We start from the raw sequence: 21,480 nt of genomic DNA, 5'->3' as shown, positions 1-21,480 counted from the left end.
CAGCCGACCCGACACCGAGGATTCGATGAAGCCGGCCATCCGAAAGATCGTCACCTATGTGGAGAACACGCTGATTGAGGGCGGCAAGGCGGCCCCCCGGCCGCTGCGCCTGATTGGCGTGGCGGCGGTGCTCGACAATCCCTGGGCCGGGCGCGGTTTCACCGAGGACCTTTCTCCCGAGATCCGCGCCTATGCGCCGGTTCTGGGGGAGATGCTGACCCATGAAATCCTCGCAGTCGCCGGATCTGGCGAAGCGATCGAAGGCTACGGCAAGGCCGCAATCTGCGGCACGTCGGGCGAGATCGAACATGCCTCGGCGCTCATCCACACGCTGCATTTCGGCAACCACTATCGGCGTGCCGTCGGCGCCAAGACCTATCTTGCCTTCACCAACCTGCGCGGCGGTCCGAACACGCCGATCATGATCCCGCTCATGGACAAGAACGACGAAGGCCGACGTTCGCACTACCTGACGGTGCATTTCCAGATCGGCGACGCGCCGGCGCCAGACGAACTGGTGGTGGCGCTTGGCGCCTCGATCGGCGGACGACCGCATCATCGCATCGGCGACCGCTATCAGGATCTCAAGGAGGTCGGCGACCTGCATGGCTGAACTGACGGACCGTGGCTGGCATCGCGGAACGGCGCCTGACGGCTCCGGCTTCATCCGTGCCGGATCCGGCGCGCCGGTCCTCCTCATCCACGGCGTCGGCATGAACGCGGCGATCTGGGCACCCCAGATCGAGCTGATGCAAAACAGATGGGATGTGATCGCCATCGACATGCTGGGACACGGCCTGTCGCCGCTGCCGCCCGAGGACGCCAGCCTTGCCGATTATGCCGGCCAGGCAATCCGGCTTCTCGATCACCTCGGCCTGGATGTGGTCTCGATCGTTGGCCATTCTATGGGGGCGCTGGTCGGGCAGGAAATCGCGCTCGATGCACCCGAACGAGTCCGCAGCCTGGTGTCGCTCAATGCGGTGTTTCGCCGCCCGGCGGAGCTTGCGCAGGCAGTGCGCGAGCGCGCCGCCGAATTGAATGGCGCGGAAAACCCGTCCGGGACGGACGCAACGATCGCGCGCTGGTTCGGCAACCCGGTCCCCGACAGCCTGGCCGAGGCGGCAAGGACGACGCGCTCGGCACTGCAAAGCGTCAACCGCGAAGGCTATGCGCGCACCTATCGACTTTTCGCCCATGCCGATGCGGCGCATGGCGATCGTCTTTCCGGTCTCGCAATGCCGGCCCTGTTCATGACCGGCTCGCAGGACAAAAATTCCTCACCTGCGATGTCGGCGGCGATGGCACGCCTCGCGCCGCGCGGTCGCTGCACCGTTCTGGAGGGCGAACGACACATGATGGCCATAGCCTCGCCCGACGCGGTCACACGGCACATTGCCGATTTTCTCGAGAGCAACGACGGCGCAAGCACATCGGCGCGACCGGCAATGGACACAGAATTCGACGCGGGCGAATTCCGGCGGGCGCTCGGTTCCTTCCTGACCGGCGTGACCATCGTCACCGCGATCGGGCCGGAAGGAGAGCCGCGAGGCTTCACCGCCAATTCGTTTACATCCGTTTCGCTCGATCCGCCGCTTGTGCTGGTCTGCATCGCCAAAAAAGCGCTGGGTCATCCGGTGTTTTCGACCTCGAAGTGCTTTGCCATCAATGTGCTTTCGGAGGAACAGAGGGCCGCGTCCGGCATCTTCGCTTCGAAATCGCAGGACAAGTTCTCGGCTGTCGAATGGCGCTTCGGCCCGACCGGCAGCCCGCTGCTCGCTGGTTCGGTGGCGACGTTCGACTGTGACATGGAGCAGTTGGTCGACGCCGGCGACCATTCGATCCTCATCGGCCGCGTTCGCGAATTTTTCCACAATTCGTCGCAGCCCCTCGGTTATTGCCGTGGCGCCTATGTCTCGCCCGGCCTCAGCCAGGAAGCACTGGCGGCCGCGCCACCCGACATGGAGGTCGGCGCGATCCTCGAAGATGGAGGCCGCGTGCTGTTCTTCGAAACCGCCGCCGGCTTTTTCGAATTGCCGGCGGGCCGAGGACTGGGCTCGCCCGCCGACGCGCGAAGCCTTAGGGGACGCCTCGCTGCGACAGCCGTCGACGCCCATCTCGGATTCCTGTTTGCGGTCTGGGGCGACGCAGCGACGCGAACGCATGTCTACTACCGCGGCACGGTAGACACGCCCCACTCCAGCGATCGCCAGGTCCGGCTCGTCGACATCGACAGGATTGCCGGACTGAACATCGCCGACGCTGCTGTGCGCTCGATGCTCGCCCGCTATGTTCGCGAATGTCGGGAGGATGCGTTTGGCGTCTATGTCGGCAACGCGGTCGAAGGTGAAGTCCGTCCGCTCGCCAAGCCGGCAGCCATGAATATTTCCAGTCCGGGTCAACAGATATGAAGTTCTCGCTCTTCGTCCATATGGAACGCTCGGACCCGGCAAAGCCGCATGCCGAGCTCATCGACGAGCTTGAGGAACTGGTCCTGATGGCCGAGGCGGCAGGTTTCGAGACGGCCTGGATCGGCGAGCACCACGGCATGGAATTCACCATCTCGCCAAACCCGTTCATCAACATCGCCTATCTCGGCGCCAGGACGAAGCGCATCCGGCTCGGCACAGGAACGGTCATCGCGCCGTTCTGGCATCCGATCAAGCTCGCCGGCGAGGCCGCCATGACCGACGTCGTCACTGGCGGCCGGCTCGACATCGGCATCGCGCGCGGCGCCTACAGCTATGAATACCAGCGCCTGTTCCCGGGGCTCGACGCCTGGGGCGCGGGCCAGCGCATGCGCGAGATCATTCCGGCCATCAAGGGCCTCTGGGACGGCGATTTCGAGATGTCCGGCGAATTCTGGTCGTTTCCCTCGACCACATCGTCGCCCAAGCCGGTGCAAAAGCCGCACCCGCCGATCTGGGTGGCGGCGCGCGATCCAAACTCGCACGACTTCGCCGTCTCCAACGGCTGCAACGTCCAGGTGACGCCGCTCGCCTCCGGCGATGATGAGGTAACCAGCCTGATGGAGCGCTTCAACGCGGCGTGCGCGGCGCATCCCGACATGGCCAGCCCCGAGATCATGCTGCTGATGCACACATTCGTTGCCGAAGACGCCGCCGATGCGAAGCAGCTGACCAAGGACCTGTCGCTGTTCTACTGCCAGTTCGGCGCGTGGTTCCAGAACAAGAAGCCGGTTCGCCAAGGCATATTGGAAGCGCTCTCCGACGACGAGATCGCGGCCATGCCGCAATACGCGCCGGACAAAATCCGACAGAATCTGGTCATCGGCGAAGCCGAAGAGGTGATCGCCCGGCTGAAGGCATATGAGGCGCTCGGCTATGACCAGTATTCGATCTGGATCGACAGCGGCCTGCCACACGAGCGCAAGAAGAAGTCGCTGCAGCTGTTTGTCGACAAGGTGATGCCGGCCTTCGGGGATGGGAGGCGGCAATGACCCTTGTGGCCTTCAGCAACTTCATAGATGGGGCGTTCGATACGCCGACAGCCACCTTCGAAAGCACCGATCCGTCCACCGGCGTGCCCTGGGCGACGATGCCCGCCGCAACCGAGGCCGATGTCGACCGCGCCGTCGAGGCGGCGCACCGGACGCTGCACTCCGCCGCCTGGGCTTCGCTGACGGCGACGGCGCGCGGCAAACTACTGGTGCGCCTCGGCGACCTGGTCGTCACCAATGCCGACCGCCTGGCCGAACTGGAAACGCGCGACACCGGCAAGATCATCCGCGAGACCCGCGCCCAGATCGCCTATGTCGGCGACTACTATCGCTACTATGGCGGACTTGCCGACAAGCATGAAGGCTCGCATGTGCCCATCGACAAAGCCGATATGGACGTCACCATCCGGCGCGAGCCGATCGGCGTCGTCGCTGCCGTGGTGCCGTGGAATTCGCAGCTCTTCCTTTCGGCCGTCAAGCTCGGCCCGGCGCTGGCGGCCGGCTGCACGGTCGTCCTGAAAGCCTCTGAGGACGGTCCAGCGCCGCTGCTGGCCTTCGCCGAACTCGTTCATGAGGCCGGATTTCCCGCCGGAAGCGTCAGCATACTGACCGGGTTCGGGCACGATTGCGGCCGGCGCCTGACAAGTCATCCGCTGGTTTCACGCGTCGCCTTCACCGGCGGACCTGCGACCGCTCGCGCCATCGTCCGCAACACGGCGGAAAATCTCGCCTACACGACGCTGGAGCTGGGCGGGAAAAGTCCGGTTGTCGTTTTCGCCGACGCCGACCTGGACAGTGCGGCCAACGCGGTCGTCGCCGGGATTTTCGCGGCGTCCGGGCAAAGCTGCGTCGCCGGCTCGCGGTTGCTTGTCGAGCGCTCGATAAAAGCCGAGTTCCTCGACAGGCTGAAGCACAAGGCCGAGGCCATCAAAATCGGCGATCCGCAGGATTCGGCCACCGAAATGGGACCGCTGGCAACGCCACGCCAGCGCGAATGGATCGAAAAGATCGTAGCCGAGAGCCTCGCCAATGGCGGGACGCTGGTGACCGGCGGAAAAAGGCCCGACGATCATCCGCGCGGCTTCTACTACGCACCGACCATCATCGACGCCGAGGATTCAGCGCTGCCCTGCGTGCGGGAGGAATTGTTCGGTCCGGTGCTCAGCGTTCTCACCTTCGATACGGAAGCCGAAGCCCTGGCGCTTGCCAACGATACGCCGTTCGGCCTCGCCTCGGGCGTGTTCACCACCAATCTCGCCAAGGCGCACCGCATGGCGCGCGACATCCAGGCCGGCGTCGTCTGGGTCAACACCTACCGCGCGGTTTCGCCGCTCGTGCCGTTCGGTGGCTATGGTCAGTCGGGACTCGGCCGTGAGGGCGGGCTCGACGCCATCCGCGATTACACGCGCTCGAAATCCGTCTGGATACGCATATCCGACGAGCCGATCCCGGACCCGTTCGTCATGCGATGACGCAGCGCCGATCGCGCAATTTCACAACAACAAGAAACAAAAACAACCAACAGAGGAGAATGACATGAAACTGATTTTGACCGGCATCTTGGCCGGACTCCTGGCAGCCACTGCCGCGCGCGCCGATGAAATGGTGTTCACCAGCTGGGGCGGAACCACCCAGGAGGCGCAGACCAAATCCTGGGCTGCTCCGTTCGAAGCGAGTTCCGGCATCAAGGTCCTGCAGGACGGCCCGACCGACTACGGCAAGCTGAAGGCCATGGTGGAAGGCGGCAGCGTCGCCTGGGACGTCGTCGATGTCGAAATGGATTTCGCCATCAAAGCGGCCAAGGACGGCCTGCTCGAGCCGATCGATTTCAACGTCGTGCCGAAAGCCGATCTCGATCCTCGCTTCACCATCGAGCATGCGGTCGGGAGCTTCTACTACTCCTTCGTTCTTGCCTGGAACAAAGGCGCGGTGTCGGGCGAACCGGCGGGCTGGGCCGACATGTTCGACCTGACGAAATTTCCCGGCAAGCGCACCTTCTATAAATGGTCGGCGCCGGGCGTCATCGAGATTGCGCTGTTGGCCGACGGTGTGCCTGCAGACAAGCTCTATCCGCTCGACCTCGACCGGGCGTTCAAGAAACTCGACACGATCAAATCGGAAATCGTCTGGTGGGACAGCGGCGCGCAGTCGCAGCAGCTGATCGCCTCCGGTGAGGCGGCCTTCGGGCAGCTCTGGAACGGACGAGTCTTCGCCCTCGAGCAGGAAGGCGCCGATGTCGGCGTATCCTGGAATCAGAACATGACCGCCGCCGACGTGCTCGTCATTCCCAAGGGTTCGAAGAACAAGGCGAGCGCCATGAAATTCCTGGCCGCTGCGACAAGCCCGAAAAGTCAGGCCATGTTTGCTGAAGCAAGCGGCTACGCCCCCATCAACACGGCAGCCAAGGCCGAAATGCCGGCCGATGTCGTCAAGTCGCTGCCGGACGCCTATGTCGACGGGCAGATCGACCTCGACATGAACTACTGGGCTGAAAACCGCGACAAGATCGCGGAGCGCTGGTACGCCTGGCAGGCCAAATAGAAGCCGACCTCAGCCATGAACCGGCGGGACGCTGCAAGGCGTCTCGCCTGATCTGACGGGATCATCGCCATGTCGGGCAATTTGCTTCATCGACCATCAATCCTTCGACGGCCAGATGGCATCGGCGGCGCCTTGCCGGCGTTGATCCTCATCACCCTGTTCTTCGTGGTGCCGGTCGTCGCACTGCTGTTGCGCAGCGTAACCGAACCTGTACCGGGCCTGCAGAACTACGCCACCCTGTTTGGCGACGGCACCTATGCGCGGGTCTTCTTGAACACCTTTCTGGTCGCCACCGTCGTCACCGCCGTCACCGTGATCGTGGCGTTTCCGGTCGCCTGGATGCTGGCGATCATGCCGCCCGCCCTCGGCTCGATCGTCTTCGGCATCATCATCCTGTCGATGTGGACCAATCTGCTTACCCGCACCTATGCCTGGATGGTGCTGCTTCAACGCACCGGCGTCATCAACCGGACGCTGATGGATATCGGCCTGATCAGCGAGCCGCTGCCGCTGATCAACAACCTGACCGGCGTCACCATCGGCATGGTCTACATCATGCTGCCCTTCATGATACTGCCACTGGTCGGAACCTTGCGTGCCATCGATCCTATGACGCTGCGCGCCGCCGCCCTGTGCGGTGCGAGCCCCTTCGACGCCTTCCGCCGCATCTTGCTGCCATTATCGCTCCCCGGAATCGCTGCAGGCGGCCTGATGGTTTTCGTCATGTCGCTCGGCTATTTCGTGACGCCGACGCTGCTCGGCGGCACGTCCAACATGATGCTCGCCGCAATGATCGCCCAGATGATCCAGTCCTTGCTCAACTGGGGGCTTGGAAGCGCGGCGGCTTTCATCCTGCTTGTGGTCACCATGGCGCTCTACGCGCTGCAGCTGCGCCTCGTCGGCGCCAAGCGCATGACAGGAGGCATCTGAGATGCTGCTCGACTACGACCGGCTGGGCTGGCTGCGTGCAGCACTTCTGGGTTTCACCGGCCTGGTCGCGGCGTTTCTGCTGCTGCCGGTGGTTTTCATCGTGCTTTTGTCGTTCGGCTCGTCGCGGTGGCTGGCTTTTCCGCCACCAAGCTGGACGCTGAAATGGTATGAGGAGCTCTTCGCCGATCCGGCCTGGCTCGAAGCGGCGCTGACCAGCGCGCGCATTGCCACCATGGCCGCAATTCTTGCTGTCGTCATCGGGCTGCTGGCTTCTTTCGCCCTGGTCCGGGGACAGTTTCGCGGGCGCAACACGCTTCGCGGCCTGCTGCTGACGCCAATGGTGCTGCCGGTCGTGGTCTTCGCCATCGCCATCTATGCATTCTTCCTGCGGATCGGGCTCGGCGGCACCACGGCGGGCTTCGTCATCGCCCATACGGTCCTGGCACTGCCCTTCGCCATCATTCCCATCACCGCGGCACTCGAAGGGTTCGACAAATCCATCGAGGATGCGGCGATCGTCTGCGGCGCAAGCCCATTCGAAGCAAAACTCCGGGTCACCTTGCCGGCGATCAAGATCGGGATTTTTTCGGCGGCGATCTTTGCCTTCCTCGCCTCGTGGGACGAGGTGGTGGTCGCGATCTTCATGGCCAGCCCCACCTTGCAGACCTTGCCGGTCAAGATCTGGGGCAGCCTGCGCCAGGATCTCAGCCCGGTCATCGCTGCGGCCTCCAGCCTTCTGGTTCTTCTGACGCTGAGCCTGATGATCGTAACCGCACTCATTCGGCGGAAATTGTCGAAATGACCGAACCGTTCCTCTCCATTCGCGACCTGCGCAAGGCGTTCGGCAGCTTCGTCGCCGTGCACGATGTCACGATCGATATACCCAAGGGCCAATTTCTGACCTTTCTCGGCCCTTCCGGCTCTGGCAAGTCGACGACGCTCTACGCGATAGCCGGCTTTCAGCATCCGACATCCGGCGACGTTCTTCTCGAAGGCAGGTCGCTGCTGTCGGTGCCGTCGCACAAGCGCAATATCGGCATGGTGTTCCAGCGCTACACGCTGTTCCAGCATCTCACCGTCGCCGAGAACGTTGCCTTTCCGTTGCGCGTGCGCCGCCGGCCGGACGCCGAGGTGAACCGAAAGGTCGCCGAGATGCTGTCGCTGGTGCGGCTCGAGAGTTTCGGCGGCCGATATCCTGGCGCGCTTTCCGGCGGACAGCAGCAGCGCGTGGCGCTTGCCAGGGCGCTCGCCTACGATCCGCCGATCCTCCTGATGGACGAGCCGCTTTCGGCGCTCGACAAGAAGCTGCGCGAGGAAATCCAGGCCGAGATACGGCGCATCCATCGCGAAACCGGCGTAACCATCCTTTACGTCACCCACGATCAGGACGAGGCCCTGCATCTTTCGGATCGCATCGCGCTGTTTCGTGACGGGCGCATCGAGCAGATCGGCACCGGTGAGGACCTCTATCTGAGACCCGCGAGCGAATTCGTCGCCAGTTTTATCGGAAATTCCAATTTCCTGCCGGCCGAGCATCTTGAAACCGTCAACGGCGCCGCCACGATCCGCCTCGCCGATGGCTCGGTCGTCTCCGGCGTCAGGAACGATCGGGAGTTCAGCCATGGCCAGAAGACCAGGCTGATGGTGCGGCCGGAAGCGTTTCGGCTGAGACCCGGCGCGGCCACTGCCGGGCTTGCGGTCGAATTCATCGACACCGCCTTTTTCGGCGAGCGGCGGCGCGTCATTGCGCGCACGGCCGCCGGCCAGGAGATCGACGTCAGGCCGACTTCCGACATGGCGCAAGCACAGGAAGGCATCGCCTCGCGCAGACAGATTTTTTTCGATCCCGCCGCCGCATTTCTGTTTCCGGCCTGACAGACGATCGTTCGACCTCAGCGCGGCGGATCAGCCGGCGCCTCGATGGTGACGCCATATTTGGCGGCGATGGCCACGACCTTTGCCATCTCCGGCATGCCGGCGGCGGTCGCGGCATCCAATTCCGCGAACATCTGATCAAGACCGCAACTCGGCGTGCAAAAGACGAGCACGCGAGCTGGCTTGTCGGCGTCATTGCGGATGGCATGGCGCCGGCCGCGTGCGCCGAAGAAGAAGCCGCCGGGCGCAACGCGACGGGGCGCGGATTGGCCCTCGAATTCGATGACGAGTTCGCCGCTCAGCAGATAGAAGGCTTCATCCTCACGGGCATGGGTGTGCGGTGGCGTTCCCGCACCCGGCGGAACCACGGACTCCCAAAGCGAGAAGGACCCGGCGGTTTCGGCGCCGGTGGCTTTGTAGATATGGGTGATGCCCAGAACGTTGAGCCTCGAGCCGGCCGCCGGCTCGCGAACGAACGCTTCGGCCGCTGCAGCTTTGGCATCCATCATCGATCTCCTTCGTGGTTCGGGTCGCTCACCAGGAGATAGGCCTTGCCGGCAAAATTGGCGAGGTGCGGGCGGCAGTGAGCGGCAACTTTCGCAGCAACAATTGGTCGGCGGCTTGAAATTTCCTCGGTTTCGCCCACGTACTGAAGTAACGCCGGCTGCGAGGTGAGTTTCTTGGCTGCAAAAGCGTCGCTTATAGTGCCAAACCGGCTGCCGCGCAGCCATCAGTAGCGAAGACCGCCTGCGTTACGCCGGCTCTCGCTCGCGATAGCTGGAGCATCCGATGCCGAGCCGCCGCTATGCCATCCTTGAAGCGCCGTCCTCGCTGGGTCTGGCGACCGACGGCGTTGAAGCCTTGCCTGGTCGGCTGCTGGAACTGGGCCTCGCCGAACGCATCCATGCGCGCCGCGCCGGGCGGCTGGCGGTCCCGCCGAAGGACCCGAAGCCCGAACCTGCGACCCTGACGCTGAACGCCAACGCGATCGCGGCGTGGTCGCCCAAGCTCGCCGACGCCGTGGAGGAGGTGCTGGACGCGGGCGAATTCCCAATGGTGCTGGGCGGCGACTGTACGATCTTGCTGGGTCCGACGCTCGCGCTGCGCCGGCGCGGCCGCTACGGCCTGTGCTTTATCGATGGCCACGCCGACTTCTTCCAGCCCGAGGCCGAGCCCAACGGCGAAGGCGCGTCGATGGAACTGGCCTTCGTCACCGGCTACGGGCCGGCGCTGCTGACCGACCTGGAGGGCCGCCGCCCGTTGGTGCGCTCCGGGGACGTCGTCGCCTTCGCGTATCGCGACCACGAGGACCAGGCCGAATATGGCAGCCAGTCTTTGCCAGCCGAGCTCATGGCTTACGATCTGCACGCCATCCGCCGCCTGGGCGTCGAAGCCGCCGCCCAAGCAGCCATTGGCCACCTGACGCGGGCGGAACTCGACGGATTCTTCATCCATCTCGACGCCGATTGTCTCGACGATGCAATCATGCCGGCGGTCGATTTCCGCGTACCGGGCGGGCTGTCGTGGGACGAGCTGTCGGCGGCGCTTCGCATCATCCTGGCGAGCGGAAAGGCGGTTGGGATCGAGGTCACCATCTACAATCCCCGCCTCGACGAGGACGGCAGCGCCGGACGTCGCCTCGCTGATGTCCTGGCCGCAGCGCTCGGCACAACCGCGCCCCGCTTAAGCGGACGGGAGCTAGCGGCTATTGGGTCGCGTTGAAGCGTCACATGCAACCTCGCCGAACGAGAACCCCGCGCCTTATCCGCCGCTTGGATGATGGCAAGCAACCAGGCGACCGTTTCGAGCCGGAGCATTGAGGCTCTCCACCTGAGGGCTCCTCCCGCCAGGGCAAACCTATTAATAGTGCTAGCTGTAAATGCGCCGGGCGGCTTAGTACCGTCGGCCGCAAACAAGGCTTGGGAGGGTCCGTCACTCGGTTCCTGCCGCGCCATGACGCGGAGCTTGGAACTGTGACGGCACATGCGACCACCGAAGGATTCAGCGACTACAGGGGCTACCGCACCTGGTACCGCGTGATCGGAGATCTCAACTCGGGCAAGCTGCCTTTGGTCGTCGCTCACGGCGGGCCGGGCTGCACCCACGACTATGTCGATTCGTTCAAGGAGCTTGCCGATACCGGGAGGGCGGTCATCCACTACGATCAGATCGGCAACGGCAAATCGACCCATCTGCCCGACAAGGGCGGCGACTTCTGGACCGTCGATTTCTTTTTGGGCGAACTCGATGCACTGCTCGCGCACATTGGCATTGCCGACCGTTACGCCCTGCTCGGCCAGTCCTGGGGTGGCATTCTCTCGGCCGAACATGCCGTGCGACGCCCGGCCGGGCTCAAGGCATTGATCCTGGCCAATTCGCTGGCCTCGATGGCGCTATGGGTGGAAGGCGCGCTGCAATTGCGGGCCGGGCTGCCGGCCGACGTGCAAAACGCGCTTGACCGGCACGAGGCAGCCGGGACCACCGATCACCCGGATTATGTTGCAGCAACCAAAGCCTTCTATGACCGCCACGTCTGCCGTGTCCTTCCGACGCCGCGGGAGGTCGCCCGGACATTCGCGGCAACCGACGCGGATCCGACGGTCTATCACACCATGAACGGACCCAATGAATTCCACGTCATCGGCACGATGCGGAACTGGACCATCGTCGACCGCCTGCATCTGATCGAGGCGCCGACCCTGGCGTTCCGCGGATTTTACGACGAAGCGACAGAGGCCTGCGTCCAGCCCTTTCTCGATCGCATCCCGGACGTGGAAGGCATTGTCTTTCCGAATTCCAGCCACATGCCGCATGTCGAGGAGAAGGACGATTGCCTCGCCGCCGTCGGACGCTTCGTCGCCAAATACGATTGAGGCCTGCCCGCAACAGGCTATCCTTGCGCAAGCTTGTCGGTGCGGGGCTTGGCCATTGTTGATGCGTTCCGTCGCTCCTTGAGCGCCTGGGCCAGGAAATCCTTGACCTGATCGAGCACCGCGTCGCGTTCGTGAGCTATCCCTGGCAGCAAATCGAAGCGCACGCGCACACCCGCTTCCTCGAACGATCGACACAACGTCCTGAGGCGTTCCGGCCGCGTTCGCCCGGCATCGTTGGCGCCCGGCATCCAATGGCTGCTGCCTTGAGCGTGCGTAATTTCCCAGGTCTCCAGATCGGCATCGCCGACGATCATCTGGACAGGCACTTTTGCCAGCGCCGCGGCATCGAAGGTGATGCCGAACTTCTCCGGCAGGTCACGAATGCCAACCCACCAGTCCCGCCCTGCATCGAGCAAGGTCACCGAGCCCGGCGCGCCGATCGACGCCGCCCATAGCCTGTCGGGATGGAGGATGGCGAAGCGATGGGTGAAGTGCCCGCCGCCGGAAAATCCGAACATGGCGAAGCGGGTCCAGTCCTGACGATATTTTGCAACGACTTCCTCGACTATGGCGAGCAGCACCTGATCGTAGCGGATGTCGCCCTCGATCATGTATTTGTACCCGCTGCGGGCATCGTCGCCGAGAACGCCGATTGGGAACAGCGGGCACAAGATGGCGCAGCCGTTCCAGCGCCCGAACTCGGCGAACGCATCGCGAAAACCCAGGAACGAGGTGCGGCCGGTGCCATGGACGGCGACCAGCAGGTCGACTTTGGCGCCTTCCCCAACCGCAGGCGGCACATACAGGCAATAGTGGAAGCGTGGGTCTGATTTCGACGCAAAGATGGCGGTCGCGCCAAGATCGTATGTGGCGCGGCCGCGATCCGCAACGGACTCTGTGGCGATGCTCGTCAAGTCTAAAACTCCTCAGACAGGTCTCGGCATTCATGGCCAGCGTATACTGGTCGGCTCGCGTCGTGAACTAAATGTCCTTCCGGGCAGCCACGACGAGGACCTCACGGTGCATCGGAATCAGGGCAACGCGTTGAAGACGATCTCGCTGAGTTCCGAGAGCATCTTTTCGCGCTTGGCAACATCCAGCGTCCGCTTAGCTAGCCGGCTGCCAATGAGGTAGCGAGTTGAGCCGGTGCCAAACATCACACGACTTCCTCAGCAGATTGCGACGAGGGGTGTATCTCCGGAACGGTGAAAACCGGCACCTCGCCCTTGAAGCCTTGGAGTTCGAAGGCACCCGCCTGGACAACCGGCATCGATGCTCCTTGGGCAAATCCGGGACCAAGCACCAAAGGGATGCTCAGCTTTTTGGTCGTTGACTCGAGCCGTGCCGTGCGGTTCACCGGCGAGCCGATCGCGGTGTAATCGAAGCGCCGTTCGGAGCCGAAATTCCCTACGGAGCAGACGCCAGTCTCGATGGCGACGCCGATTTCGATAGGGGGGAGCCCGCGCGCGGTGAATGCAGCGTTTTCGCGCTTCACCCGTTCGATCAGGGCGAGCCCCGCTTCGAGCGCGCGCTCGCGATGATCTGGCTGATCAAGCGGCGCGTTCCAGAAAGCTAGCACGGCATCGCCCATGAACTTATCGATGGTCCCATCGCGCTTGAGTATCTCATCGGTCGCAAGGCCGAGGAATTGGTTGACCACCTTTCCGATTTGTTGGGCATCGAGTTGTTCGCTCATCGCCGTGAAGCCGCGTATGTCACTCAGCAGGATTGTGATCTCGCGCTTCTCCCCGGACAGGATCGCTTCGGTATCCGAATTTGCGAGGCGTTGTACCACGGAGGGCGACAGATATTGCGAAAACTGCCGTGCCAGGGTTGACCGACGCTGCTCGCTGCGCCTGTAAAGGGCATAGCCTTCGAAGCCGGCTACGAGGATCGTCGCAAGCGCCGGCTGCAGTGGGTCATAGAGCGCACCCTGCAGGCTGTATTCGAGAACGCCAAACACGAAGGGCGTGGCAGCCAGGAGCGCCAGAGCGAGTACGCCAAGCGCGACGCGCTCGGCGAGCACTCCGGAAAGCCCAATGAAAACGATGCCACTGAGGACCAACCACAGCCGCTCCACCGTACGCGCTTGCGTTGGCTCTGCAAGATAGCGCCCGGCAAGCATCTGGCCGATTGCATCTGCGTGGATGTCCACGCCTGGTCGCGCCGAACGCGCCGGGGTGGGCAGATACTGCGTCAATCCCACGGCTGACAGATCAACAATGGCGATCGCGTTCCGCAGCAGCGGATCGCCGCGACCCGAAAGGATATCACTGGCAGATATGCGCGGCGTATTGGTGTCGGTTTCCCAGAGGCGGATGCTGCCCTGCGGCTCGAGTGGCACAATGGTGCCGGCCATCCTGAGCGCGTCAAACCCGCTGGCATTCATCCGGGCCACGTAGCCGTTCTCTCCGGCGTAGAGGCGCAGGAGTTCGAGCGCGAAGGACGGCCAGAGCTGCACGCCTTGAGCCGTATTTCGGAGCCAGAGCAGCGGCACATGGCGTAATACGCCGTCGGGATCGGGCAGAGTGCGAATTACGCCGAGGCCTGCAGCGGCGCTCGAGAAATCAGGAAGCGAGCCTGTCAGACCGGTGAAGCCAGGAAGCGTCTCGGGTACTTGCCCGACGATCGACCAGCCGGCTTTGGGCTCTGCTTCTGATACGGTCGCCTCATTGCCTAGGCTGACGGCGAGCGCCGTTCGATTTTTCGCCAGCGCGCTGGCGAGGCGCTTGTCTCCGGCGATGCCATCAGGAGAGATGTCAGCCTCGGGCAGCACCAGCGCGAGCCCGATCACCGCGGCACCGGACTCGGCGACACCATCGACCAGATCGGCCAAAAGGCCCCGGTTCCAAGGCCATCGCCCGTATGCCTTAAGGCTCGCGTCGTCTATCGAGACAATCACAACAGGATTGCTCGTCGCCTGGCGCGGGGCGAGGGACTGGTAGAGGTCGTACGTGCGCTCGCGCAGGCGCAACAGCGGCCCGTCGAAAGCAAAATGGCAAGCGAGCAGCAAGAGTACGACCGCAAGACCAGGTATTTTCCGCCTGGCAGCCCGCCGCCAATCAAGCGAGGGGCTCATGCCGGTCGGCCGGCCTTACCGGCAGTCGGGAAAGCAGTCATCATCCTCATCATCCACCCCGCTGCCTACAGGGGGCGTTGGGCTGTCAGGGAACTCCATGGCCACGCCGGGCAATGCGCCGTCGGTGGACTTGCAGGCTTTGAGCGAATTGCCGAGTGCTGACGCACAAATCGCGCTTACGTTCAGCCCCGGACCCGGTTCGCCTGGCAGGCCGGTGCCGGCTATTCGATCGATGCTGTCCAATATCGGGAAGGCGTCGATACCGCCGTAGCCGGTCAGCAGTTTGTCATTGTCCGACGTGCAGGCGTGGCCCGGGTTTGTGATCACGAGCTTGCGGCCATTCATCATGCAGGTCATGCGGCCGGCGCGCAGTATGCCGACGGTCTGACCAGCTATCACAAGCACTTCGATGATGCCGCCTCTGGCTCCGAGCACCATGTGCGGCGTCACAACTTGCATGTCGCCGCCTTTCGAAACCTGACCGCCGTAGAAACGGGCCAGGCCGCTCTTCATCCCGATGTCGATCTTTCCTGATCGGGACCCCGGATTGTAGACGAATTCATCGATCGTCAGGCTGGTGTTCGGACCAATCTTGGCGCTCGACTCGTCCCGGAACACGAGCATTCCGAGACCGGTGACATTGCTGCGCAGCTGGTCGCCGAGTTCGACGCCAGCGCCGATGTTCATCGCCTCGCCGTCTTTGCGGATGATGTTGGTCTGGTAGGCCGTCATGGACCCGACCGTTTCAGCGACAGATGGTGCCGCAAAGGCAAGGCAGGCGATACAAGTGGCTATCTGACGATACATGGTCCTCATCGCGGCCTCTTTCAGTTGAGCGTCAACGTGTAGCTCACGAGCAGTTCGAATGAATTTCGGTCGCCGCTGGCGATCTCGAAGTCGGTTTCACGATAGGCGAGGTCGACACTGACCTTCTGCGACTCCGTGAGCTGAAAATCGCTTTCCGAGGCAATGCGCCAGAAGTCGCTCTCTATGTTCGTGCCGATGCCGAAGGACAAGTCGGGAGTGTCGCCGTGGCCGGCCGAGGCGGCGACCTGGTGAGACCATACGAAAAGGTCTGGGACTTCCATTACCACGCCGCCGTAGCGGACCTCTCCCATGTAGCTGCTGCCGATCTCGCCAGCTCCGGAGGCGAAGTCAGTCGAGCCGACCAGGCGCAGTCCGAGCGCCTGGCCATTGCGGAAGCGGTAGCTGCCGCCTGCCTCATAGAAGACCCTGCTATCAGCGAAGATGCCTTTCGAGCCGCTTAGATCGATGTAGCCGGCACCTGCAAACAGCGTCGTCTCAACGGTGGGGCGCACGAGGACGCGCCCATTTAGACCGACGCCGGTCTCGTTGATATCGCTGTCGAAGCGCTCTGTAACGGCGAACGCGGAAAGTAGCAGCCGTAGCGAATCGATCCCGCTGTTGGGCAGTCCCTTGTCCAAGGTAATGGCGGTGTTACCGAGGATAAACGTCTCCTCGGTACCGGGAACCGACAGGTCTTTGGTGAAAAAGCGCTCTGTCGCTGCCAGCGAGCCCGAGAGGACAAGTGCATCAGCACTTGGCGTGCCGAGATCCCATCGGACAAAGCCGTCCGCCCGCCCATAGGGCGAGACCAAGGTGCGGTCGTCTTCGGCCCCGCCCGGTTCAAAATCGGTGGATTCGCTGAACATACCGCCAGTCAGAGCGATTTCCCAGGTGACGCCACGTAACGCGCGCTCGATGCGGGCGAGCAGGCGAACGGCTTCCTGTTGCTCATCCGCGGACAGATCCCCGACCTCGAGGCCGTACTGCACCTGCCGCCGGGCCAATTCATAGGAGCCGACGTGATAATACAACCGGCTGGCCGAGAGCCGGGCGCGCGCATCGCGAGGATATTTGATGAGATACTGCTCGATCGACGAGATCGCCTGATCGTACTGCCCTGCGTTGACGGCAACTGTGACGAATTGAGCTAGCGCTCCGTTGTCGGTCGGATTGGCAATGCGGGCCGAAAACGCATCGTCATAGACCGGATAGAGACCTTGTGCGCCGGTCGGCAATATGCCGGTACAAAGCAGCGCCGCGGCGAAGCCGAGGATCATTGAAAACGAGGAATGCATGCCGAGAACCCACCCCAACCCGACTAGTGCAGCGGATCTAGCACGCCTACACGACAAAAAGCGACAGAACTGTCAGGAAACCTCCGAGTCTTCAGCAGCTGTTGCAGCTGCGCAACAAACTATCGGGTTCATTCGCATTTCGCCTACGCTGGTTGGTCAAAGATCTTCTCAGCGTTGCTGGGTTTCCAGCAAGTATTCCCTACAAACGGCAACTAAGCCAAATCATAATCAGCCGTGGATTGCGCAGGCGACAAGATCAATATTGTTTGCGCGATTCTGCACGTATCTGGCCGCCGCCTGACGCATCAGAGTCACATGTAGCTCATCCGAAGGTCTTCCGTCGCGTTGCGCAAGCGGTCGGAGAACTGGCGGCCGATGCTTCTCAGGACGCCTGCGCAATGTGCGGCCCGGCTAATGATAGGCGGTGATCCCGCCAACGCCATCTTGATGCCGGCACGCGTCCGCGGACGCGACCTACGGCACGAGCATGGTGGCCAGTCCCAGCATCAGGCCCATGCCTACGATATCGGTCACGGTGGTCAGGAAGATGGCCGAAGCCACGGCCGGATCGGCGCCGACCCGCCGCAGGCCCAACGGGATCAGCACGCCGGAGATCCCGGACATGAGGCACGATCCGGACATTGCGAGCAGGATCACAAGTGCCAGCGTGGGCGCCTGGGATGCCGACTCCGGTTGCCGCGACGCGTAGAACCACATGGCCGCGGCCGCCACGAGACCAACGAGCACGCCGTTGGCGATCCCGAGCACCCCCTCCCTCAGAATCAGGTGCAGCTTCGGTCGTTTGTCCACATCCCCTAAGGCGAGACCACGCAACGTCATGGCCAGTGCCTGGCAGCCGGTGTTTCCGCTCTGCCCGGCCAGCACCGGGAGGAACGCCGCCAACGCGACGATCTTCTCGATCGTGCCTGTGAACGAACTGACCACGAAAGCCGCCATGAAGGCCGTCAGCAGGTTGAGCTGCAGCCACGGATGACGTTTCAAGAAAGCTGAAAACAGCGGCGTGAAAGAACGCTCCTCCTTCTGGACACCCACCATCTGGCCAGGCTGGGCAGAAATCTCGATGATTTGCTGCTCGAACAGCCGCCAGCCGCGAACCTGCCCGAGCAGCCGGTTCTCCACGTCCACCACGGGATAGACGGGGTAGTGACGGCGTACCGCCGCCTTGCAGGCTTCGCCCAAAGGCATATCGACGTGAAGGGCGAACGGTTTCGGCAGCATGATCTGATCCACGGTGGCGGCCGGTTCGCTCAGCATCAGATCGCGCAGGACCACCAGGCCAACGAGTTTGTCGCCCTCGTCCGAGATGTAGAGGTAAGTCAACTCGGTCGGCACCTGCGCGCGCCTGACGGCCTCCACCGCGGCGGCTACCGTCGTCCCGACAGGAACGCTGGCGGGGATCGGGTCCATAAGCTCGACGACGGATCCGGGGACCATGATATCCTTGCCGTCGCTATGAGGCTTGATCGGCCTCATATCCGGAGGCAAATGCTCCGCCACCTTCCGGGCATGCGTATCCGGCAACAACTTTAATACGTCTCGGATGAACTCGGGAGACTCTCGGGCAAGCAATTCAGCCGCGTCGTCAGGTGCTCGAGCACGCAGCGTGCGCACCGACTTCTCAACGTCGTTCTCTTGCCTCATCTGTCCCCCAACCTCTAAGTTACGCCTCCGTGTAGACGGGAGCGGTTTCGCTCTGCCCTGCGCGCAGTGGCTCAGCGCTCGGATCCGGAAAATCTTCGCCTTCTCAGGACGCCGAGTAGACCAACAATCTGAGCCATTGCGTGGGTGCATACAAGCGGGCTGTAACGTCAGCGTGTCGCCAAGAGAATTGTCGTGTTGCCGAACTTCACCCATCGTTTCCTGGGCTCTGCGAGCACGTCGCAACCCATCAATGAAGTAAGGTTGGCAATGGGCCGTCGTGGCCCTGCTCACTGGGATGCGCTCAGCCGGACAGTTCGCGGTGTGGACGGCCGCGCTTCAACCTGGGAAGATGGTGAAACCGCCATCGACGCGAATGACCTGCCCGTTGATGAAGCGCGCGCGCGGACCGGCGAGGAAGGCCACCGCGTCAGCGATCTCTTCAGGCTCGGCATAGCGGTTCAGCGATTTCTTGCTCGAATCCATGCGCTCCGGATCGACCACGCGGCTCGCCTGGAACCGTGCCGTCTTGGTGGCGCCGGGGCTCACCGCATTGATGCGCACGCCATCGTCGATCAGTTCCTTGGCGAGGCAACGCGTATAATGGACAACGGCCGCCTTGAGCGTGGAGTAGACCACCTCCGGCGAGCATCCGATATGCGCTGCCGCCGAGGCAATGTTGATCACCGAGCCTGAGCCGCGCTTGACCATAGGCGGAATGAACGCCTGGCAGACCAGCATCGTGCCGATGAGATTGTTGTCGGTCAGCACCTTGATGTCATCATAGTCGATGTCGAGTGCGTTGTTGGGGCTGGGCTTTACCCCCTTGGCGCCGATGTCGCCACCGGCGCAGTTGACCAGAACATGTACATCGCCGAGCTCCGCCTCGATCCTCCCCTTCATTTCGGCAACGGCTTGCCTGTCACCGATGTTGCCCGTCACCGCGGTTACCCGTGTCCCATGCTTTTCCAGACCCCTGGCGGATTCGCCGAGGTCTGCGAATTCGCCATATTGCGATGGCCGGGTCCAGTCGAGATCATGGATCGCGACGTTTGCGCCAAGTTCGGCCAGGCGGTCGGCCATGACGCGGCCAAGGCCGCGTCCCGAGCCGGTCACGAAGGCGGTCAGGCCGCTGAGTTCTCGGGCAGTCATGCTGATTTCTCCATTGCAATGAAATCGAACTTCTTCATGTTGGCGGTGCTGCGCCGGATCATGTCGAGCTCATACGAAACCAGCGCACCGTCATCGTCGCGCTCCCATGGCGTCCGGTAGTCGGCGTCGTCAGCAAGGCGGTTTACGCGGGCGGCACTCAGGCAGGCCGCGAGCTCGCGCGCGGTCTTCGGCGCATATCCGTTCCACCAGTCGTCGCTGAGACAGCGAACGTGACGGGCCTCCAGCGCGCCCGGCTCAAGCGAGGCCGTCAGCATGTCGTGGTGCTCGGCGAGGATGGCAGCCAGTTCGGCGAACGGCACGGCGCCGTCGCCGATCGCGCAACGGACCAGACGAAAACCCTCATCTGTGAACTGCACGCGATAATCCTTGAGGTGGACATGACAGACATGCGGCGCAATCCGCCGCGTGAAGGCAAGCGGCGCCTCGCCGACAGGAAACGTGTTGCCGGTGTCGTAGGTGATGCCGACGCCGGGCCCGCCGAGTTCGCAGAACGCGACCAGTTCGTCGCTGCCGAAGTCCTGATGGTTCTCGATGCCGAGCACCCGGCCCTCAGCCGCCACACGCGGCCCCCATTCCGTCAAGGCAGCGCGGATCGTCGCGCCGAACTCACTCCATTTCGGGCCCCACAGGTTGCGGTCGCCGCACAGGACGGGGGTCAGCGCGACACGGATCGTTGTCGCCTCGAGCAGGCGCGCCGCCCGAAACGCACTGTCCAACGGACCGGCCACCAGAAGTCCGCCGCTGACCACCGGGACGATGTCGAGCGCGGCCAGACGCCTGCGCAGCTCGACGATTTCGGCGTCCGGCAAGTCGGTCAACCACGGTTCATAGATCTCGAGCGTGCGTGCGCCCAGTTCCTGCGCAAGCGCTATGAAGCCTTCCAGCCCCGTCCCGTCCGGATTGTGCCGCGGCGTGCCGCGTCCCTGCAGGCCGAGAGTGTAGGTCAGTCCGTAAGGGTTGAGGCCGAGACGAAGCATCAGCTTGGCAGTTCCGTTGAAAGATGTGGAAGTGATCGCATCAGCGCAGACCGGCATCGACGGCGATGGACTGCTTCGTGATCATGCGGCTGTCGTCGGCGGCAAGGAACAGCACGGTCCGTGCAATCTCCTCGCCCAGCAGGACGCGGCGGATCAATTGCCGCTGCACCGTCTGGTCGATTGCGTCCTGGGTCTTGAACCACAGCTGGCGCTGCCGCTCGGTGATGACTGCGCCGGGTTCGACTGCATTGACGCGGATGTTGTCGGATCCGAACGACCGCGCCAGTGCGCGCGTCAGCGCCACCACGGCGCCTTTGGCGGTGGCATAGGCCACCATCTGGTCCGCGCCGAAACGCCAGGCGATGGACGAGAAGTTTATGATCGAGCCGAAGCCGAGTTCCTTCATATGCGGATGCACCGCCTGCGCGGCGAAGAAGTGATGCCGGAGATTGACGTCGAAGCTGCGGTCCCAATATTCTGATGTCACCGAGTCAACAGGATGGCGCTGATCGTCGGCAGCGTTGTTCACCAGGACGGCGACCGGACCAAGCCGCGCGCGCACGCCTTCCACCGAAGCCTGCAGCGCATGGATGTCTGTCACATCGCAATGGAGGTACACCGGGGCCTGTTTGGCGACGCCACCGAGCTCGTGCACCAACGCCTCCGCGGGCCCATCCTGCACATCGAGAAAGGCCACACGCGCGCCATTCGCCACGAAAGCGCGGACCAAATCGGCGCCGATCCCGGAGGCGCCGCCGGAGATCAGCACGACGCGATCGGTCAAGCTCGGGTAAGTCGCGAATTGCATGGACAT

General features: G+C 63.2%; 20 protein-coding genes. 10 read left to right on the top strand and 10 right to left on the bottom strand.

The genetic code is table 11. The features are described from left to right. The first annotated feature begins 25 nt into the window (after window positions 1-25). The 8 genes from AC0L16_RS14600 (at window position 26) to AC0L16_RS14565 (ending at window position 8,803) form a co-directional block, all read left to right on the top strand. Window positions 26-613, top strand: a complete 588-nt coding sequence (locus tag AC0L16_RS14600; protein WP_236370739.1) for an amino acid synthesis family protein — start codon at window positions 26-28, stop codon at window positions 611-613. Then, entirely contained in the window at window positions 606-2,408 is a 1,803-nt protein-coding gene (locus tag AC0L16_RS14595) for an alpha/beta fold hydrolase (RefSeq protein ID WP_473621538.1), read from the top strand. Before AC0L16_RS14600 ends, AC0L16_RS14595 begins: the two co-directional genes overlap by 8 nt. After that, on the top strand, window positions 2,405-3,457 hold the full coding sequence (locus AC0L16_RS14590; RefSeq protein ID WP_473621537.1) for an LLM class flavin-dependent oxidoreductase: 1,053 nt from the start codon (window positions 2,405-2,407) through the stop codon (window positions 3,455-3,457). The genes AC0L16_RS14595 and AC0L16_RS14590 overlap by 4 nt, the downstream gene beginning before the upstream one ends. Beyond that, window positions 3,454-4,929, top strand: coding sequence for an aldehyde dehydrogenase (locus tag AC0L16_RS14585; RefSeq protein ID WP_473621535.1), 1,476 nt, complete (start codon window positions 3,454-3,456; stop codon window positions 4,927-4,929). Before AC0L16_RS14590 ends, AC0L16_RS14585 begins: the two co-directional genes overlap by 4 nt. A 64-nt stretch (window positions 4,930-4,993) precedes the next feature. Then, window positions 4,994-5,998, top strand: a complete 1,005-nt coding sequence (locus AC0L16_RS14580; protein ID WP_473621534.1) for an ABC transporter substrate-binding protein — start codon at window positions 4,994-4,996, stop codon at window positions 5,996-5,998. Between the two features lie 69 nt (window positions 5,999-6,067). Continuing rightward, complete coding sequence (locus AC0L16_RS14575) at window positions 6,068-6,928, top strand: ABC transporter permease (RefSeq protein ID WP_473621533.1); 861 nt, start codon at window positions 6,068-6,070, stop codon at window positions 6,926-6,928. Window position 6,929: 1 nt separating this feature from the next. Continuing rightward, window positions 6,930-7,730 (top strand): ABC transporter permease, encoded by an 801-nt coding sequence (locus tag AC0L16_RS14570; RefSeq protein ID WP_091597346.1) that lies wholly within the window; start codon window positions 6,930-6,932, stop codon window positions 7,728-7,730. Further along, window positions 7,727-8,803 carry an ABC transporter ATP-binding protein gene (locus AC0L16_RS14565; protein ID WP_473621531.1) on the top strand — a complete coding sequence of 359 codons (1,077 nt, stop codon included), beginning with the start codon at window positions 7,727-7,729 and terminating at the stop codon, window positions 8,801-8,803. Before AC0L16_RS14570 ends, AC0L16_RS14565 begins: the two co-directional genes overlap by 4 nt. A gap of 17 nt (window positions 8,804-8,820) precedes the next feature. On the opposite strand, the gene AC0L16_RS14560 is transcribed toward AC0L16_RS14565, so the two are convergent. After that, window positions 8,821-9,309, bottom strand: a complete 489-nt coding sequence (locus AC0L16_RS14560) for a cupin domain-containing protein (protein WP_473621530.1) — start codon at window positions 9,307-9,309, stop codon at window positions 8,821-8,823. A 283-nt stretch (window positions 9,310-9,592) separates the two neighbouring features. Between AC0L16_RS14560 and AC0L16_RS14555 the strand changes: the two genes are divergently transcribed. Further along, window positions 9,593-10,525 (top strand): arginase family protein, encoded by a 933-nt coding sequence (locus tag AC0L16_RS14555; RefSeq protein WP_473621529.1) that lies wholly within the window; start codon window positions 9,593-9,595, stop codon window positions 10,523-10,525. Between the two features lie 251 nt (window positions 10,526-10,776). Continuing rightward, on the top strand, window positions 10,777-11,676 hold the full coding sequence (locus AC0L16_RS14550) for a proline iminopeptidase-family hydrolase (RefSeq protein ID WP_473621528.1): 900 nt from the start codon (window positions 10,777-10,779) through the stop codon (window positions 11,674-11,676). A 17-nt stretch (window positions 11,677-11,693) separates the two neighbouring features. Here AC0L16_RS14550 and AC0L16_RS14545 read toward each other — a convergent pair whose 3' ends face one another. The 9 genes from AC0L16_RS14545 to AC0L16_RS14505 form a co-directional block, all read right to left on the bottom strand. Continuing rightward, a complete protein-coding gene (locus AC0L16_RS14545; protein ID WP_473621527.1) occupies window positions 11,694-12,590 on the bottom strand; it encodes an alpha/beta hydrolase in 897 nt (298 codons plus the stop codon). A 117-nt stretch (window positions 12,591-12,707) separates the two neighbouring features. Then, window positions 12,708-12,833: a hypothetical protein gene (locus AC0L16_RS14540; RefSeq protein WP_473621525.1), complete on the bottom strand. Its 126-nt coding sequence runs from the start codon at window positions 12,831-12,833 to the stop codon at window positions 12,708-12,710. Continuing rightward, window positions 12,833-14,689, bottom strand: coding sequence for a CHASE2 domain-containing protein (locus AC0L16_RS14535; RefSeq protein WP_473621524.1), 1,857 nt, complete (start codon window positions 14,687-14,689; stop codon window positions 12,833-12,835). Before AC0L16_RS14535 ends, AC0L16_RS14540 begins: the two co-directional genes overlap by 1 nt. An 81-nt stretch (window positions 14,690-14,770) precedes the next feature. Continuing rightward, a complete protein-coding gene (locus AC0L16_RS14530) occupies window positions 14,771-15,487 on the bottom strand; it encodes a FecR domain-containing protein (RefSeq protein ID WP_473621523.1) in 717 nt (238 codons plus the stop codon). Window positions 15,488-15,582: 95 nt separating this feature from the next. Continuing rightward, window positions 15,583-16,857, bottom strand: coding sequence for a tetratricopeptide repeat protein (locus AC0L16_RS14525; RefSeq protein WP_473621522.1), 1,275 nt, complete (start codon window positions 16,855-16,857; stop codon window positions 15,583-15,585). Window positions 16,858-17,331: 474 nt separating this feature from the next. Beyond that, on the bottom strand, window positions 17,332-18,519 hold the full coding sequence (locus AC0L16_RS14520; protein WP_077376627.1) for a magnesium transporter: 1,188 nt from the start codon (window positions 18,517-18,519) through the stop codon (window positions 17,332-17,334). A 336-nt stretch (window positions 18,520-18,855) separates the two neighbouring features. Next, window positions 18,856-19,668 carry an SDR family NAD(P)-dependent oxidoreductase gene (locus AC0L16_RS14515; protein ID WP_473621520.1) on the bottom strand — a complete coding sequence of 271 codons (813 nt, stop codon included), beginning with the start codon at window positions 19,666-19,668 and terminating at the stop codon, window positions 18,856-18,858. Then, a complete protein-coding gene (locus AC0L16_RS14510; RefSeq protein ID WP_473621519.1) occupies window positions 19,665-20,666 on the bottom strand; it encodes a sugar phosphate isomerase/epimerase family protein in 1,002 nt (333 codons plus the stop codon). Before AC0L16_RS14510 ends, AC0L16_RS14515 begins: the two co-directional genes overlap by 4 nt. Before the next feature lie 40 nt (window positions 20,667-20,706). Further along, window positions 20,707-21,480 (bottom strand): SDR family NAD(P)-dependent oxidoreductase, encoded by a 774-nt coding sequence (locus AC0L16_RS14505; protein WP_473621517.1) that lies wholly within the window; start codon window positions 21,478-21,480, stop codon window positions 20,707-20,709.

The sequence above is a fragment of the Mesorhizobium sp. WSM4848 genome, from assembly GCF_055811375.1.
The sequence above is the reverse complement of the archived record's forward strand: the minus strand, read 5'-3'. Positions and strand labels throughout refer to the sequence as shown.